This window comes from Streptosporangium sp. LJ11, from assembly GCF_051918945.1.
Taxonomy (GTDB): Bacteria; Actinomycetota; Actinomycetes; order Streptosporangiales; family Streptosporangiaceae; genus Streptosporangium.
Map to the genome: position 1 here is coordinate 1 of NZ_JBPXMB010000032.1, position 15,062 is coordinate 15,062.

Annotated in this window: 15 protein-coding genes and 3 tRNA genes; 8 read left to right on the forward strand and 10 right to left on the reverse strand. The window is 71.8% G+C overall.

The window, feature by feature from the left end:
• Both ACTOQ3_RS36140 and ACTOQ3_RS36145 read right to left on the reverse strand, forming a co-directional pair.
• Positions 1-188: ATP-binding cassette domain-containing protein (locus ACTOQ3_RS36140; protein WP_440087978.1), on the reverse strand; the 188-nt coding region annotated here is incomplete at its 3' end.
• A gap of 232 nt (positions 189-420) precedes the next feature.
• Entirely contained in the window at positions 421-1,734 is a 1,314-nt protein-coding gene (locus tag ACTOQ3_RS36145) for an ROK family protein (protein WP_440087980.1), read from the reverse strand.
• A 242-nt stretch (positions 1,735-1,976) separates the two neighbouring features.
• Here ACTOQ3_RS36145 and ACTOQ3_RS36150 point away from each other — a divergent pair, with 242 nt between their 5' ends.
• A complete protein-coding gene (locus tag ACTOQ3_RS36150; protein WP_440087982.1) occupies positions 1,977-3,260 on the forward strand; it encodes an ROK family protein in 1,284 nt (427 codons plus the stop codon).
• A gap of 40 nt (positions 3,261-3,300) precedes the next feature.
• On the opposite strand, the gene ACTOQ3_RS36155 is transcribed toward ACTOQ3_RS36150, so the two are convergent.
• Genes ACTOQ3_RS36155 through ACTOQ3_RS36170 form a run of 4 tightly spaced genes read right to left on the reverse strand, consistent with a single transcriptional unit; the run spans position 3,301 to position 6,788 of the window.
• Positions 3,301-4,266, reverse strand: coding sequence for an isopenicillin N synthase family dioxygenase (locus ACTOQ3_RS36155; protein WP_440087983.1), 966 nt, complete (start codon positions 4,264-4,266; stop codon positions 3,301-3,303).
• 25 nt (positions 4,267-4,291) lie between these two features.
• Positions 4,292-4,741 (reverse strand): STAS domain-containing protein, encoded by a 450-nt coding sequence (locus ACTOQ3_RS36160; RefSeq protein ID WP_440087985.1) that lies wholly within the window; start codon positions 4,739-4,741, stop codon positions 4,292-4,294.
• A complete protein-coding gene (locus tag ACTOQ3_RS36165) occupies positions 4,738-5,988 on the reverse strand; it encodes a PP2C family protein-serine/threonine phosphatase (RefSeq protein WP_440087987.1) in 1,251 nt (416 codons plus the stop codon). The genes ACTOQ3_RS36160 and ACTOQ3_RS36165 overlap by 4 nt, the downstream gene beginning before the upstream one ends.
• Positions 5,988-6,788 carry an alpha/beta fold hydrolase gene (locus tag ACTOQ3_RS36170; protein WP_440087989.1) on the reverse strand — a complete coding sequence of 267 codons (801 nt, stop codon included), beginning with the start codon at positions 6,786-6,788 and terminating at the stop codon, positions 5,988-5,990. The genes ACTOQ3_RS36165 and ACTOQ3_RS36170 overlap by 1 nt, the downstream gene beginning before the upstream one ends.
• Positions 6,789-6,936: 148 nt before the next feature.
• On the opposite strand from ACTOQ3_RS36170, the gene ACTOQ3_RS36175 reads away from it, so the two are divergent.
• Positions 6,937-7,227 carry a hypothetical protein gene (locus tag ACTOQ3_RS36175; protein ID WP_440087990.1) on the forward strand — a complete coding sequence of 97 codons (291 nt, stop codon included), beginning with the start codon at positions 6,937-6,939 and terminating at the stop codon, positions 7,225-7,227.
• Between the two features lie 150 nt (positions 7,228-7,377).
• Positions 7,378-7,881 (forward strand): NUDIX hydrolase, encoded by a 504-nt coding sequence (locus ACTOQ3_RS36180; RefSeq protein ID WP_440087991.1) that lies wholly within the window; start codon positions 7,378-7,380, stop codon positions 7,879-7,881.
• Between the two features lie 64 nt (positions 7,882-7,945).
• Here ACTOQ3_RS36180 and ACTOQ3_RS36185 read toward each other — a convergent pair.
• The 3 genes from ACTOQ3_RS36185 to ACTOQ3_RS36195 form a co-directional block, all read right to left on the reverse strand.
• Positions 7,946-8,018, reverse strand: a tRNA-Leu gene (locus ACTOQ3_RS36185).
• A 158-nt stretch (positions 8,019-8,176) separates the two neighbouring features.
• Positions 8,177-8,249 (reverse strand) — tRNA-Pro (locus tag ACTOQ3_RS36190).
• 120 nt (positions 8,250-8,369) lie between these two features.
• Positions 8,370-8,441: transfer RNA gene (locus tag ACTOQ3_RS36195), tRNA-Gly, on the reverse strand.
• Positions 8,442-9,239: 798 nt separating this feature from the next.
• On the opposite strand from ACTOQ3_RS36195, the gene ACTOQ3_RS36200 reads away from it, so the two are divergent.
• Positions 9,240-10,211 carry an alpha/beta hydrolase gene (locus ACTOQ3_RS36200; protein ID WP_440087992.1) on the forward strand — a complete coding sequence of 324 codons (972 nt, stop codon included), beginning with the start codon at positions 9,240-9,242 and terminating at the stop codon, positions 10,209-10,211.
• Here the strand turns inward: ACTOQ3_RS36200 and ACTOQ3_RS36205 are convergent.
• Complete coding sequence (locus tag ACTOQ3_RS36205; protein ID WP_440087994.1) at positions 10,188-11,306, reverse strand: hypothetical protein; 1,119 nt, start codon at positions 11,304-11,306, stop codon at positions 10,188-10,190. The two genes, ACTOQ3_RS36200 and ACTOQ3_RS36205, sit on opposite strands and share 24 nt — an antisense overlap.
• Positions 11,307-11,607: 301 nt before the next feature.
• Here ACTOQ3_RS36205 and ACTOQ3_RS36210 point away from each other — a divergent pair, with 301 nt between their 5' ends.
• Genes ACTOQ3_RS36210 through ACTOQ3_RS36225 form a run of 4 tightly spaced genes read left to right on the forward strand, consistent with a single transcriptional unit; the run spans position 11,608 to position 15,060 of the window.
• Positions 11,608-11,832, forward strand: a complete 225-nt coding sequence (locus tag ACTOQ3_RS36210; RefSeq protein WP_435290283.1) for a hypothetical protein — start codon at positions 11,608-11,610, stop codon at positions 11,830-11,832.
• A gap of 35 nt (positions 11,833-11,867) precedes the next feature.
• Positions 11,868-12,989 (forward strand): radical SAM protein, encoded by a 1,122-nt coding sequence (locus ACTOQ3_RS36215; protein ID WP_440087995.1) that lies wholly within the window; start codon positions 11,868-11,870, stop codon positions 12,987-12,989.
• A gap of 5 nt (positions 12,990-12,994) precedes the next feature.
• A complete protein-coding gene (locus ACTOQ3_RS36220) occupies positions 12,995-13,813 on the forward strand; it encodes a sugar phosphate nucleotidyltransferase (protein WP_440088094.1) in 819 nt (272 codons plus the stop codon).
• The gene (locus ACTOQ3_RS36225; RefSeq protein WP_440087996.1) at positions 13,810-15,060 is read left to right on the forward strand and encodes a DUF6365 family protein; all 1,251 of its coding nucleotides are present in this window, start codon (positions 13,810-13,812) and stop codon (positions 15,058-15,060) included. The genes ACTOQ3_RS36220 and ACTOQ3_RS36225 overlap by 4 nt, the downstream gene beginning before the upstream one ends.
• The last annotated feature ends 2 nt before the right edge of the window (positions 15,061-15,062 follow it).

Genomic DNA, 15,062 nt, shown 5'->3' on the forward strand with positions numbered 1-15,062 from the left:
GGCTGGTGAGCGCCCGCCAGAGTCTTGATCAGCGTGGACTTCCCGGCGCCGTTCTGGCCGAGCAGGCAGTGCACCTCGCCCGCGCGGACCTCCAGGTCGACGCCGTCGAGGGCGCGCACTCCGGGGAACTGCTTGACGATTCCTCGCATCACGAGGAGGGGTGCCGAGTCGGTTGACGGCTCCGGCATGGGGGGCCTCCGTGGATCTTCACGACAGAATCTCGATGGGGATTTTGCTGCGAACTTCTATGACAAAAGGGACTTAGTCGACAAAAGGGATCCCGCCCGTCCGGCCGGGCCGGACAGCACCAGCGTGGCGCCGCCGAGGTCGGCGTGAACGACGGCGTCACGAATCCGGTTTTCCGGTCGGACGGACGGGATGCTCAGGGGGCGATACCGGGTTCTCACGAGGTATGGCGTCTCATTCGCGCTCCTTCTCGGGTGCCGGTGTCGCCAGGCGGACATCGATGGCGGTGGGGTTGGAGAGCACCCTCTCCGTGACGATCCCGGCGGCGCCGCGCGAGGCCGCGCCGAAGCCGAGATCGGAGGCGACGAACTCGCAGCGGGCGACGGATCCCTCCACGCCCAGCCGCTTCAGCTCCGCCTGCGCGACCGGGATGAGCCGGTCGGCGAGCTTGGCGAAGTAGCCGCCGATGACGATGACGCGCGGGTTGAAGAGGTTGACCAGCGTGGCCGAGCCCCGCCCGAGCCAGCGGCCCACCTCTCCGATGGCCAGGTCGACCCTGGGGTCGCCGGCGGCCCAGCGCAGCTCGATCTCGGCCAGCCGCTCCTCCGGGTCGCGCATCACCCCGTCGTGCATGCCGTAGGCGTGGTCGGGGGTGGCCATCCGGACCAGCGCCGCCAGGCCGACCTTCGTCTCCCAGCAGCCGATCCGGCCGCAGCCGCAGCGCTCGCCGGAGGGGTCGACCATGACGTGGCCCACCTCGCCGGCGAAGCCGTCGGCACCGCTCAGCAGGCGCCCGCCCGAGATCACGCCGCCGCCGATGCCCACCTCGCCGGTGAGGTAGACGAGATCGGCCGTACCGGCCGCCACCCCGGAGGTGTACTCGGCGAGGGCCGCCAGGTTGGCGTCGTTGTCCACGCTGATCGGCACGTTCGGGGGCACTCCGGCGCGGACCAGCCACTCCGCCACGGGGACGCCGTACCAGCCGAGGTTGGGGGCGACGTCCACGGTGCCGGTGGCGGTGTCGACGAGACCGGGGACGGCCACGGTGATCCCGGCGATCCTGACCTCCAGGACGTCGAGCTCGGCCATCGCCTCCCCTATCACCCGGGCCAGCTCCGTCAGGGAGCGCTCGGAGTCGCGGCCCATGGCGTCGAAGCTCACCCGCCGGTCGATCAGCACCCGGCCGCCCAGGTCGGTGGCGAAGGCGGCGATGTAGTCGACGTTGACCTCGAGGCCGAGGGCGCCGACACCGGCGCCGTCCAGAGCGAGGGCCAGCCCGGGGCGGCCGACGGCGCCCGCGTGCTGTGGCCCGATCTCCTTGAGGAGGCCGCGGGCCTGCAGCTCGCTGACGAGGCTGGTGACCGTGGTCTTGTTCAGGCCGGTCTCCATGGCGACGACCGACCTGGAGCGCGGGCCGTACTCGCTGACGTGACGCAGCACCAGGGACAGGTTGGACCGGCGCACCGTGGCCTGGTCGGCGGGGGTGCCGGCCGACCTGTTCGAGCTCGTCGAACCGCCGTTGCGACTGCCGGTCCAGCTACGGTGCACGCCACTCCCTCAATTAATTTGCATGACTGGCCGAATTAAAGGCTCAGTTCGGACGGGGGCGCAAGGTCCGAAACGTTTCGATCTACGTAACGTTTTCGTAACACGATCGCCCATTTACTCCGGTTACGTCACACGAACGACAGATATCGAGTTGTTACCGGGCTCGTGGTGCGCGCCAGGACACCTCTGTGTTACAAATCCAATTAATTTCTATCCGAGACAAATAAAAGCCAGGTGACCGTGTGATCCAGGAGCAGCACCAGGCCCGCACGGTGGGCGGCGCGCCCCAGGCCGCGGGTCACGCCTCGCTCCGCCGGACGAACCTCTCCCTGGTCCTGCGCCACCTGCGCGAGCACGGGTCCACCTCCCGCTCCGACATCGCGGAGGCCACCGGCCTGCACCGGGCCACCGTCTCCAACCTGATGGTCGAGCTCCTCGACCGGCGGCTGGTCCAGGAGGTGGGCGTCGACCACGCGGGCGCGGTCGGCCGCCCCCGGCGGGCGGTGGCGTTGCACGGCGCGCACATCGGCGCCCTCGGGTTGGAGCTCAACGTCGACTACATCGCCGTGCACGGCGTCGACCTCGGAGGCAACGTCCTGGTCGACCGCCGCCTGGGCTTCGACGCGGCCGGCAGCGGCCCCAGCCGCTCGCTCCGCGAGCTCGGCCTCACGGCCCGTGACGCCATCGAGGAGATGACGCGCGCCGGGGCCGCCCCGGCGGGCATCGGGGTGGCGGTCCCCGGCCTGGTCGACGTCGACCACGGGGTGGTGGCCTTCGCCCCCAACCTCGACTGGCACGACGTGCCGCTGGCCGCCCGGCTGTCCTCCGCCCTCGGCCCGCTGCGCGTGCCGGTGACGGTCGACAACGACGCGAACCTGGCCGCCCTCGCCGAGTACACCTCCGGGGTGGCGGCCGGTACGGCCGACATGGTCTACCTCACCGGCGAGGTCGGCGTGGGCGGCGGCATCATCGTGGACGGCGGGCTGCTACGCGGGGCGGACGGCTTCTCCGGCGAGGTCGGGCACCTGCCGGTCGACCCGAGTGGCGGGCGCTGCGGCTGCGGGCGCTTCGGCTGCTGGGAGACGAAGGTCGGCCTGGCCGCGCTGGTGCGCATGGCGACCCCCGAGCGGGCGTACGGCCTCGGCTCCGGCCCGGTGCCCGATCCCGAGGAGCGGGTGGCCGAGATCGCCCGCGACCTCGCCGCCGGCGACAGGCAGACGCTGGTCGCGGTCGCGGAGGTCGGCCGCTGGCTCGGGCTCGGCGGCTCGATACTGGTCAACCTCTTCAACCCGCGCGTGATCGTCGTCGGCGGTTACTTCGCCACCCTGGCCGGCTGGATGCTCCCCTTCGCGCAGGCGGAGCTGGAGCGCCTGGTCGTCGCGGGCCCCGCGGCCCGCTGCCGTTTCGTCGCCTCCGACCACGGCTTCGGCGCGGCCTCCCGGGGTGCCGCGAACGTGGTGATCAACCAGATCGTCAACGACCCCACCGCGATCATGAGGCCCGCGCCGCAGCCCTCCGGAGCCTGAGGCTCGCGGTCCCCTTCGGAGCGGCCCCCCTAGCGCGAGGTCAGAGCACGTCCTCCCGCAGCCGCGGGAAGACCTTGGAGACCTTGGCCAGCAGATACTCACCGTAGGTTCCGGTGAAGACGCGCAGGTCCTGGCCGTCCCAGCGGGCACGGCCGCCGCCGGCGGCCTCCCGCGAGGGCAGCGGGGGCACCTCCGCGTCCCAGGCGGGGTCGAAGAAGAACGGGAACGACAGCCTCTCGTTCCCGCTGACGTTGCGCACCCGGTGCGGGGTCGAGCGGTAGAAGCCGCCGGTGAGCCTGTCGAGCATGTCGCCGATGTTGCACACGAAGGTGCCAGGGATCGGCGGAGCCTCGATCCAGCCGCGGCCGGCGTGCACCTGGAGCCCCCCCCCGTTGCGGTCCTGGGCCAGCAGGGTGAGCAGGCCGTAGTCGGTGTGCTCCCCCACCCCCCACCCGTCGGAGGCGGGCGGGGCCGGAGGGTAGTGGAAGATCCGGAACAGCACGGTGGGGTCGGCGGTGTAGCCGGTGGCGAAGTAGTCCTCCGCGAGCCCGAGGCTGAGCGCGACGCCACGCATGACCGACTGCCCGAGATCGGTGAGCCGGTCGAGGTATTCGAGGACCGCCTCGCCCAGCTCGGGCACCCGGGCGGGAAACAGGTTGCGGCCGTGCAGCGGCAGCCGGGCGCGGGGGTCGTCCTCGGGCAGCTCGGTCCCGAAGTAGACGCCCTCCTTCAGGTCGGGACGACCGGAGGTGAGCTCGCCGCCCACCGGGAAGAACCCTCGCCAGGCACGGCCTCCCCGCTCCATGGAGATCTCCGCCTTCACCTCGGGGGGCAGCGAGAAGAAGCGGCGGGCGGCGGTGTCGAGGCGGTCGAGCAGCGAGGGCGGCACCCCGTGGCCGGAGACGTAGAAGAACCCGGTGTCGCGGCAGGCCCGCTCGATCTCGCGGGCGACCCGCTCGCGTTCCGCGTGGGACCCGCCCCGCACCAGGGCGCTGACATCGATCACCGGTAGCCGCTCCACCTGCCCATCATCACCCATCGGTCCGTCGCCGCGAGGCGTCGGCGTCGGCGGCGTCGGGGTCGAGGTCGGTGGCGTCGGGGTCGGGGTCAGGGTCGGCCGCGGCGGGGTCCGCGAGGGCGTGGGAGTCCGGGAAATCCGTTTCCAGAGGGTGGGAGACGGCGAAGACCTGGTCGAGGCCCACGATGCGGAAGACGCGGGCCAGGTGATCGGGGATGGCGGCCAGCACGATGCCGGCGTGGGCCTCCAGGGCACGGTTGCGGGCGACGAGCAGGACGGTGATGCCGCTGGAGTCGCACGCGGTGAGGCCCGCCAGGTCGATGACGAGCCGCTGGCCCGGCAGCGGGGCGATGCTCCGGAGCGCCTCGCGCAGCCGGGGCGCGGTGAGAAAGTCGAGCTCACCGGCCACCTCGAGCACCGGGCCGGTGCCGGTGCCGCGGGTGGCGACCCTCAGCTCGCTCATCGCTCCTCCTCGCCGGCCGGGGCGGGAACGCCGAGGGCCAGGACGGCGGTGTCGTCGTCCAGGCCGTCACCGAAGGAGTCCAGCAACTCCTTCACCGCGGCGATGGCGCCGGTCGCGGTGGTGGGGGCGAGGGCCGCGGCGAAGTCCCGCAGGGCCTCCTCACTGTGGCGGTTGCCCTCGGCGTCGACGCGGGCCTCGGTCAGGCCGTCGGTGTAGAGCAACAGGGTGTCGCCGGGCGCGAGCCTGGTGGTGGTGGCCGCGAAGCGCGCGTCGGGCAGGACTCCGACGAGCAGGCCGCCGGGGGTGGGCCGGTAGTCGGCCCCGCCGTCGGCGCGCATCAGCAGGGCGGCGGGGTGGCCGCCGCTGGCGAGGGTGAGGGTGAAGCCGTCGCCGTCCGGGGTGAGCAGGCAGAAGATGACAGTGCAGTAGCGCAGGTCGTCACCGGTGTACTCCTGGCGCAGCACGGTGTTGAGGGTGGCCAGCACCTCGACGGGGTCGGGGGCGTGGACGGCCGCCGCGCGCAGGGTGTAGCGGGTCAGGGAGGTCAGCGCCGCGGCTCCGGCCCCCTTGCCGCACACATCGCCCAAAAAGGCACCCCAGCGGCCGTCGCCGAGGGGAAAAAGGTCGTAGAAGTCTCCACCGACCTGGTCGGCGGAGGCGATGTGGTAGTGCGCGGCGGCCTCCAGTCCGGGCACCGCCGGGAGGACCGCGGGCAGCAGGCTGCGCTGCAGGGTGGTCACCAGGCGCTTGAGGCGCTCGCGCTCGTGCTCGGCCTCCTGGCGGGCGCGCAGCAGCTCGCGTTCGTAGGCGCGGCGGTCGCGGGCGTCGAAGACGGTGGTGCGGATCAGCAGGGGCTCGCCGTCGGTGCCTGTCTTGAGGACCGAGGTGACCAGCACCGGCAGCCGGGTGCCGTCGGCGGCCCGCAGGTCCAGGGCGACCCCGCCGAGCTCGCCCTGCATGCGCAGCAGGGGCGCGAAGTGCGTCTCGTGGTACAGCTTGCCGCCGACGGTGAGCAGGTCGCTGAAGCGACGCCGGCCCACCAGCTGGTCGCGGGTGTAGCCGAGCCAGGTCAGCAGCGTGGTGTTGATTTTGGCGATCTGACCGTCCAGGAGAGTGGACAGGTAACCGCACGGCGCGTTCTCGTACAGGTCCTCGGCGCTGTCCTCCAGCAGCGCGTTGAACCGTGCCCGCGGGACGCTGTGGTTACCGGAATCAGTCGGTCCGGGAACGGCCCCGGTGCCCGACATCACCGGTCGGCCGCGAAGGAGGCGATCGCCTGGGCGGTGGCCTGCGGGGCGCTCAGCTGCGGACAGTGCCCGACGGCGTCCAGGGTGACCAGCCGGCTTCCGGGAATCCGGGCGTGCACGAACGCCCCCACCTCCCGGGGGGCGATGACGTCGCTGGCGCATTCGAGCACCAGCGTCGGCAGCTTCACCTTGGCCAGGTCTGCGCGGTTGTCGGACAGGAACGTGGCGCGCGCGAAGACGGACGCGATCATCGGGTCGGTGCGGCAGAAGCTGTTGGTCAGCTCCTCGCCCAGTTCGGGGCGGTCGGGGTTTCCCATGATCACCGGTGCCATCGCCGCCGACCAGCCCAGATAGTTGCTGTCGAGGGATTCCAGCAACTCCTCGATGTCGGCCTCGCTGAACCCGCCCCGGTAGTCGCCGTCGTCGAGGTAGCGCGGCGAGGGGGTGAGCAGGACCAGCTTGGCGAACCGGTCGGGCTCGCGTGCCGCGGCCAGCACTCCGATCATGGCGCTGACCGAGTGCCCGACGAAGATCACCTGCCGGAGGTCCAGTTCCCGGCAGATCCGCAGTACGTCGTCGGCGTAGCCGTCCAGGGTCGCGTACCGCTCGGCCTGCCAGGCCGACAGGTCCGACCGGCCCATCCCGACGTGGTCGAACAGCACCAGGCGAAACCTCTCGGCCAGCGTGGGCACCACCAGGCGCCACATGTTCTGGTCGCAGCCGAACCCGTGCGCGAGCATCAGCAGCGGTCCGTCTTCCTTGCCGACCATCACCACGTTGTTTCTGCTCTTTGCACCCATTGGCCCATCTTTCCACCTGCCGTGACCCCGCAGGAGAATCCGGCCGCACCGCCGGGACCGCGACCCGGACCGAACCGGCGTCCGCCCGGCCGGGCACTCGCTCGCACCGGCCCTTGTGGGATGGCGGGACCGGGCGTACGGTCCGGCCATGGACGTCGTTCACCATCCGCGCGTGGCCTGGGAGGGCGCGCGTACCTTCGTCAACGCCGCCGACGGCAACGTCTACTGGTGGCTCAGCGACATGCTCGGGCGCTCCCTCGGCGCCACGCACCAGACGAGACTTTCCGAGACGCGGCTACGCCTGCAACGCGAGGAGGCCTGGCCGGCCGAGACGGCGGCCTGGCGAGTACGCCTGGAGGAGATGCTGCACGCACGGCCTGACCTCGCACCGGTCGTGCTCCAGCTGGTCGCGGACACCTCGCGTCGCCTTTCTCCCTGAGGACGGGCGCGCTCTCCCTGAGGACGGGCGCGCGAAGGGCCGGACTCCCGCCGAGGGCGAGTGTGCGAGAAGCCGCACCGCGAGTCGGGGGCGGGACAATGCGAGGCTGGGGCGGGGCAGGGCTGGGCGATCCCTTCTACGATCGGGGACGTGACCGCCCCCATCTCACGTTCCAGTGCCCGGATCCTGCTGGTCGACGCCGACGAGCGCCTCCTGCTGTTCCGGTATCCCGCACCCGCCCAGTGGCCCGTCGAGCACTACTGGATCACGCCGGGCGGAGGAGTGGACGACGGTGAGACGCTGGTCGCCGCGGCGGTCCGCGAACTGCGCGAGGAGACGGGACTGGAGGTCACGGAAGAACACATGGGGTCCGTCGTGGCCCGCTCCTCCGGCCTCACCTGGTTCGGCGACATCCGGGTCGCCGCGGTCGACTCGTTCTTCTTCCTGCGCGTCGGCGAACACACCGTCGACGTCTCGGGACAGGAGGAACTGGAGCGCTCGGTGATCTCGGCGCACCGCTGGTGGACCCGGCACGACCTCCTGACCACCCGCGAAGCGGTCTTCCCCCTCGGCCTGGGGACCCTGCTGGCCGGTTTTCTGGCCGGAGACCTCCCCGCCGAACCCATCCTGCTCCCCTGGCACCACGACGAGTAGTGCCGGGCCGGCGGCGACGGGCGGGTGCCCGAGCACTCGGGCACCCGCCCGTCGCCGTGTCGCGTGCCGCCCCAGGGATTCGAACCCTGATCACCCAGGTCCTGAACCTGGTGCCTCTGCCGTTGGGCCAGAGCGGCCGGGCGTGCCTCGCGGCACGCCGGTGTCACGATGTCGCCGTACTGCTCGTACTGCTCCTGCTGCTCTCGTGCTGCCGTGCCGCTCCTCTCGCTCGTCATGCTCGTCTCGCTGTGCTGCTCGTGCTCGTGTCGCCCGTTTCCCCGCATTGTTCGTGTCGTCGGAACGGCAGGGCTCGAACCTGCGGCCTTCCGGTCCCTGGCCGGATGCTCTTCCTGCTGAGCTACGCCCCGTCACGCGTCCGGGCCGGCTGGCGTGGGCCGTACCGGACGCGCCGCGGTCCTGCCGACCGGGCGGGGGTCGCCACTCCCGTCGCCGAGTCCCAGTCCCATGCCCCGCTCCCGCGAGGGCAGAGCCGCAGCGGGGGTTCGAACCCCGTCCTGCCGGGTGGAAGCCGGCTGCCTTACCGATTCGGCCTCTGCGGCGTGTCTCCGGGAATCTCCCGGGGTGAATCCTTTCGCGCCCTCCGGGGAGAGTGCGTGAACGAATTCGTGTTCAACGTGCTGCACTGTGGATTTGTCGAAATCGGGAGACAGGCTCCCGCCCGCGGTGGTCAAAGCGGTGTCGTCTGGTTCCGGAAATGAAGAAACCGCCTGGACCGGTGTCTCGGGCGGCTCGGTGGTTTCCCTCGCGAGGGTCATCCACCTGGCCGTCCGGGGGCCGGAACACTGCCGCCGAGCAGCGGGAACGCCTCAAGCCCTCCCTGCCACACCGGTGATGCGCCGTAATTCACCGTCGTTCCTCTCCAGAGTGCGGAGCGGGTGCTCCGGCTTTTCTCCATTGAAGGGCAAAGGCGGCTTCCGGCGCCAATGGTTTTATCCGCCCTTTCCGTCGACGGCGTTTCTCGCGACCGATGTGGAATTCACCGGTCGCGGTCATGCCGGACCGGCTCGGATGGGCTCGGATGGGCTCGGATGGATTCGGATGGGCTCGGCCCGTCTCGGCGACCTTCGCGCCACGGGTCCGGGGCGGCCGGATCCGTCTCGCCGGTACCCGCGCACGCCGCCGCCCGCGGTCGCGGTCGCGGGTGCCCGCACGATCGACGCGGAGTCACACCGGTTCTCGCCCGCAGCCCGCAGGCCCGCAGCCCGCCGGTTGGCGGGCGGCGGGTCCCCCATCGCGGCCACCTTGCGGTTGTGAGGGAGTGCGGGGCTCACGCATGATCGACGGAAGGAGCCGATCGCGCGAACCGGCCCCTCTCTTCTTCTGATTAGGTGAGTGACATGGCGCTTCATCCCAATATCGATCCCGGACTGGCCGCCGTCCTCGAGGCGAACCCCCTGCCCGCCATGGACCTCGGCGCCCTGCGGCCGGAGGACCTGCCCGGCCTCCGGGTCCAGATGGACGCGGCGCGTGCGGCGATGGCCCCGCTCGCTCCGGACGAGCGGGTCACGATCGAGGACCGGACGGTCCCGGGCCCCGACGGCGATCCCGACATCCGGCTGCGGATCTACCGCCCGGCCGGGCAGGAGGGTGCCGTCCCCGGTCTGTACTGGATCCACGGCGGCGGGATGGTCATGGGCGACGTCGAGATGGAGGACGCGCGCCTCAACGAGTACGTCGCCGAGCTGGGATGCGTGATCGTCTCGGTCGACTATCGCCTCGCGCCGGAGAACCCGGACCCGGCGCCGGTCGAAGACTGCTACGCGGGCCTGGTGTGGACCGCCAAGAACGCCGCCGAGCTGGGCATCGACCCGGAGCGCATCGCGGTGAGCGGGATCAGCGCGGGAGGCGGCCTCGCCGCGGGAACCGTGTTGCTCGCGCGCGACCGCGGCGGCCCGGCCCTGGCGTTCCAGCTCCTGATCTGCCCGATGCTGGACGACCGCAACACCTCCCCCTCCAGCCACGAGTTCGTCGAGGCGATCGTGTGGAACCGGGCGGCGAACCTGCTGGGCTGGAAGGCTCTGCTGGGCGAGCGGGCGGGCGGCGACGACGTCTCCCCGTACGCGGCCCCGGCCAGGGCGTCCGACCTGTCGGGCCTGCCTCCGGCGTACATCGACGTCGGCGAGTTGGAGGTCTTCAGGGACGAGTGCTTCGACTACGCCCTGCGGCTGGTGCGGGCGGGCGTCTCCACCGAGTTCCACCTCCATCCGGGGGCCTTCCACGGCTTCGACGCGATGATCCCCGAGGCGGAGATCAGCCGCCAGGCCGCCGCCGAGCGGGTGGTCGCGCTACGCAGGGCCCTGTTCGGCTGACGGCCCGCCCGCCCGCCGCGGCGGCGGCGAGGCCCGCATCTCCCTGGCGGGCGGGGTTCCCGGGGAGGCCGGCGGGGACCCCGCCGGCGCGACCTCCGGAGGGTCCGGCGGCGAGGTTCCCGGGGAGCCGGGCGGCGGGATCAGCGCCAGCGCGCGAAGGAGCGGGTCGCGCTCGCCGCCGGCGCGCCTCAGCATGTGCCGGCAGATCCCGCAGATGCCGGAGAACTCCCGGTGGGCGAGGTCACGGTAGCGAGGCAGCGCGGTCAGCGCTCCGGTGCCCAGTGAGCCCAGCACCGCGAGGAACGGGTCGGCGGCGAGGTCGGCGAGCGCCCGGCGCACCCCCTCGCGGTCGCCGGCCAGGCGATGCAGGTCCGGGGGCCCGGCCCCCATGATGACGTTCTCGTCGCAGCAGGCCGAGATCCGCCCGTCGTAGCGGACCGTCGGGGTGTGCGCGATCGCACACCGGCCGAGCCGCTCGCCGGTCACGCGGCGGGGAGCGGGGAACAGGCCCCGGGCGCGGCCGTACGGCAGGGGCGCGACCGGGTGGATCTCGGCGCGATCGGGCCATCCGGCCCCCAGCGCGCCCGCGAGGAGATCACGCGCGTCCTCGATCTGGGCGGGGTCGTCCAGCACCTGGGCCACGAGCCACGCGCCCGCGTCCGCGACGGCTCGGGCCGCGGCGGCCACGGCGGCGCGCGGGCTCGTGTGGTGGGCGTCGACGCCCAGGACGACGCAGGCCGACCTGCCCAGGACGGACCGGATCCATCCGGGGGGATCTCCCCCGGCCCCCCAGTGACCGCTGGTGTAGGGGACGAGCGCCTTGCCCGACTCGTGGATCCTCCGGGCGGCGTAGGTGAGCCCGCGCCGCTCCGTGAACGGCTCCCCGCCGGAGACGCCGACGACCCGCAGGTCCTCGTCCGCGCAGAGCCCCTCGACCATCTCCTCGAAGAGGGCGTGGTCGGTGATGCGCGGGCCGTCGGTGCGGGAGTCGACCGAGCAGTGGGCGCAGCCGACGGGGCAGCGGTCGGTGATGAGGAGCAGCGCCGACCTCCCGCGTTGCCGCCGCAGGGCGTCGAGCTCGCCGAGCCTGAGCATGCCCTGACGGTACGCCGCCCGCGCCGCGCGGCGGTCGCCCGGCGGAACGGACGGGCCACCCCGCGCGGCCGCTTAGGCCGTTCCCGCGGAAATCTAGGCCGGTCGGCCGTACGCGTAGGCCGAGGCCCGCGCCGTCCTGTCCGCGGGGACGCGGCGATCAGCCGTCCGGCACCGGTCCCTCCGTCTCCCGTCCGGCCCGGAATACGCCTGCCAGGCGGTGGTTCGGGGAGCGCCGGATTCGTAACTTGATCACGTGGGAAGCCCGACCGGCCCACGAAACCCCGTCCCATGGGAGGGACCAATGAGCGAGTCTCCACGCGTCCGCGATCTCGTGCAGCGCGCCGCATCCGACCCGGCGTTCGCCGAGCAGCTGCTCAGCAACCCCGAGTCGGTCGCCACCGAGTACAGCCTCGGCACCGACCAGATCGACCAGATCAAGGAACTGGCCGGTGCCGGCCTGCTCCAGCCCGCCGTCCAGGCGCACACGGTTCCCGTCAAGGAGCCCGGTGGTGGTGGCTACTACTAAACCGCGCGGCCACTACTAGCTCTCCAGGGGGTGTCGTGCACTTCAACTCGATACTGGTCAGCGTCACCGAGATCTGCACCGTAGGCTGCCGGCACTGCGGTTTCACCGGCTCCACGCGGGACCGCCAGCCGACCGCGGACGACATCGGGCGCTGGGTGGCACAGGCGTGCGACAGCGGCATCCCGGAGATCATCTTCACCGGCGGCGAGCCCTTCCAACGGTTCCGGATGCTCAAGTCCGGGGTCGGGGCCGCCGCCGGCCATCCCGGCGCACCGCGGATCTCGGTGTTCACCAGCAGCTTCTGGGGACGCTCGCCCGCCGCGGTGGACAAGATCCTCGGGCAGTTGCCCGGCCTGACCCGGCTGTTCCTCAGCACCGACGTCTACCACCAGGAACGCGTGCCCACCCAGCACGTGGTCAACGTGATCGAAGGGGCGATCGCCCGGGAGATCCCGGAGATCAGCCTGTGCATCACCATCGCGGAGGACCACGAGGAGGAGCAGATCCGGAGCCTGTACCGGCGCTTCGAGGACCGGGTGCGAGTGCACGTGGACCGGGTGATCCCCACGCCGTTCATCAAGACGGCCCACCAGGTGGGCGTCCCCCCCGACCCGGAGAACTTCTCGGCCTCCTGCTATCTGGAGACCCCGCTGATCAATCCGAACGGCGACCTGTCGGCCTGCCACATCGGCAAGGCCGGGGCCTACGTCACGCTGTCGGACCTGGCCTACTTCATGGGCAACCTGCACGAGAAGTCGTTCCGGGAGATCCTCGACGACGCCGACCACAACTACGAGTACCAGTTCCTGCGCGTGTACGGGCCGCAGGGCGTGGCACGGATGGTCGCGTCCTCCCCCGCGGTGCGCAAGCTGTTCAAGGGGACGAACTTCACCAACGGCTGCGACCTCTGCTACAAGCTGCTCCGCTCGCTCGACGGGCGGGCCAGGCTGCGCGAGATCGCCGCCGACCCGTTCCAGCGCGAGCTGATCGACGCCGTCCGGCTGGTCCGGTTCGGCGAGCGGGCGCCGGACCCGCGGCGGCCCGCGCCCGGCGGCCCGGCGGGCCCCGCCCAGCCCGCGCCCGGCGCTCCCGTGTCCGTGGTCGGTGTCCCCCTGCCGCTGATCGACGCTCCCCAACCAGTAAGGAGTGGCATGTGACGAGCATGAACCTCGTCGGACTCGTACCCGCCGCCGGCCGGGGCACCCGGATGGCCCCGCTCCGCTACCCCAAGGAACTGCTGCCCATCGTGTACGAGCCCGCCGAGGGCGGCGCCCGGCTGCGTCCCGTCGCGGAGTACGCGCTGGAGTCGCTGGCGGGAGCGGGGGTCGCCAGCGCGATCCTGGTGGTGGCCCCCTGGAAGCTGGAGGTCGTCTCCTACATCGGGGACGGGCGCCACCTCGGCGTCGACGTCGCCTACCTCTTCCAGGAGGAGGCGCGCGGCCTGGCCTGCGCGCTCGACCTGGCCCACGGGTGGACCAGGGGACGCGACGTCGTGTTCGTCATGCCCGACACGATCTTCACCCCGTCCGACGCGCTGTCGCGGCTGCTCGGCGTCTACGAGCGGACGGGCGCGGACCTCGCGCTCGCGGTCTTCCCCACGCCCGACGCGCACCGGCTGGGCCCGGTGGTCGTGCGCGGGGACCGCGTGCACCGGGTCTTCGACAAGCCCGCCGACCCGCCTGTCATGAACACCTGGGGCGCGGCGATCTGGGGGGACGCCTTCGCGAGGCTCCTGCACGAGGAACTGCTCCGGGACATCGGCCGGGGCACGGTGAACGGCACGGTGAACGGCACGGTGAACGGCACCGCGGGCGGTCCCGCGGGTGAGCCGGTGCTCGGGCACTACTTCGACCTGGCGGTCCGCAACGGCCTGCGGGTCCGGGCGGCCGAGTTCCCCGGCGGCACGTTCCAGGACGTCGGCACGCCGTTCGGCGTCCGCAGGTCCCTGGAGGGCCCCTCACTTCTGGCGGTGAGCCCGTGAGACTCCTGTTCTTCGCGATGAGCAGCGCCGGGTACGGCGAGACGCTCATCGGCATGTCGCTGGCCCGCCAGCTCAAGCCGGCCGGGATCGAGTGCTTCTTCATCGTCGAGCCCATGTCGGAGAGGCTGCTGCGCGGCAGCGGGTTCCCGTACCTGGTGCTCGACAACTCGATGCGCGCGTTCGCGACGCTGCTGGTGGACGAGACGGTCCGCGAGTTCCGCCCGGACGCGATCATCCTGTCCGACTACTTCACCTACTGCGGCGTGTTCCCCAAGCGCTACGGCGTCGACCCGTGGTTCATCGAGCGGTACGGCCTGCCGATCATGCCGATCGACATCTGGGAGTGGGCCGGAACCGACTTCGCGGTGGACGTCTTCCACGGCAAGTCGATGGGCGTCAGCCGGAAGATCATGGACATGCCCGCCCACCTGCGCCCGGCCCCGATCTGCCACCTCGAACCGGAGCCGGGCGCGTACCCGTTCCGGCTGTGGGAGGGCAACGAGCGGGTCAGCCGCCGCACCCGCCACCACCTGCGCGAGACGTTCGGCATGGCGCAGGAGGACCGGATGGTGCTGCTCGCGGTGGCCGGCTGGCAGCAGGACAAGTACGCCGACGAGAACGGCGACCGGCTGGCCGACCAGGTCCCCGAGCTGATGGTGCACTACCTGCGGCAGCTGCCGCCCAGTGCCCGCTTCGTGTTCGTGGGCAGCGTGCCGACGGTGCTGGCGGGGCTGGCCGACCGCGCGCACGTCATCCCGGCGTGTTCTCCGCACCGGTTCAACGTGCTGCTGGGCTCGGTCGACCTGGTCCTGACGCTCAACCTGCCCGCCACCACCCTGGCCAGGGCGGTGCTGTCCGACATCCCCGGGCTGGTGCTGACCAACAAATTCGACGTACCGGATAAGCCGGACATCGACCGGGTGGAGGCGGAGCTGGGCGGCCTGTCGGAGGACGTGCGGTCGTGGCTGTCGCGGACCCTGCCCATGTATCCGTTCCGGATGTGGCCGCTGGGGTTCCACGGCTTCCTCGACCCCATCCTGGCGAACAACCCCTACATGTCGACGTTCGCCCACGCCGAGCTGCTCGACGAGCCCGCCGTGCTGTCGGCGCTGCACGGGGTGCTGTACGACCGCGGGGTCCAGGACGATCTGGCGCGCGAACGGGCCGCGTACCTGGAGAAGCTGACCGATCATCCCGGCACCCCCGAGGTCTTCGCCTCGGCGGCGAGCCGCCTGGGCCTGGTGTGAGG

Bases quoted from the DNA above. Each gene is read 5' to 3' on its own strand.
- ACTOQ3_RS36220 (WP_440088094.1), top strand. From the start codon at position 12,995: ATGAACCTCGTCGGACTCGTACCCGCCGCCGGCCGGGGCACCCGGATG.
- ACTOQ3_RS36170 (WP_440087989.1), bottom strand. From the start codon at position 6,788: ATGGGTGCAAAGAGCAGAAACAACGTGGTGATGGTCGGCAAGGAAGAC.
- ACTOQ3_RS36200 (WP_440087992.1), top strand. From the start codon at position 9,240: ATGGCGCTTCATCCCAATATCGATCCCGGACTGGCCGCCGTCCTCGAG.
- ACTOQ3_RS36165 (WP_440087987.1), bottom strand. From the start codon at position 5,988: ATGTCGGGCACCGGGGCCGTTCCCGGACCGACTGATTCCGGTAACCAC.
- ACTOQ3_RS36175 (WP_440087990.1), top strand. From the start codon at position 6,937: ATGGACGTCGTTCACCATCCGCGCGTGGCCTGGGAGGGCGCGCGTACC.
- ACTOQ3_RS36210 (WP_435290283.1), top strand. From the start codon at position 11,608: ATGAGCGAGTCTCCACGCGTCCGCGATCTCGTGCAGCGCGCCGCATCC.
- ACTOQ3_RS36160 (WP_440087985.1), bottom strand. From the start codon at position 4,741: ATGAGCGAGCTGAGGGTCGCCACCCGCGGCACCGGCACCGGCCCGGTG.
- ACTOQ3_RS36205 (WP_440087994.1), bottom strand. From the start codon at position 11,306: ATGCTCAGGCTCGGCGAGCTCGACGCCCTGCGGCGGCAACGCGGGAGG.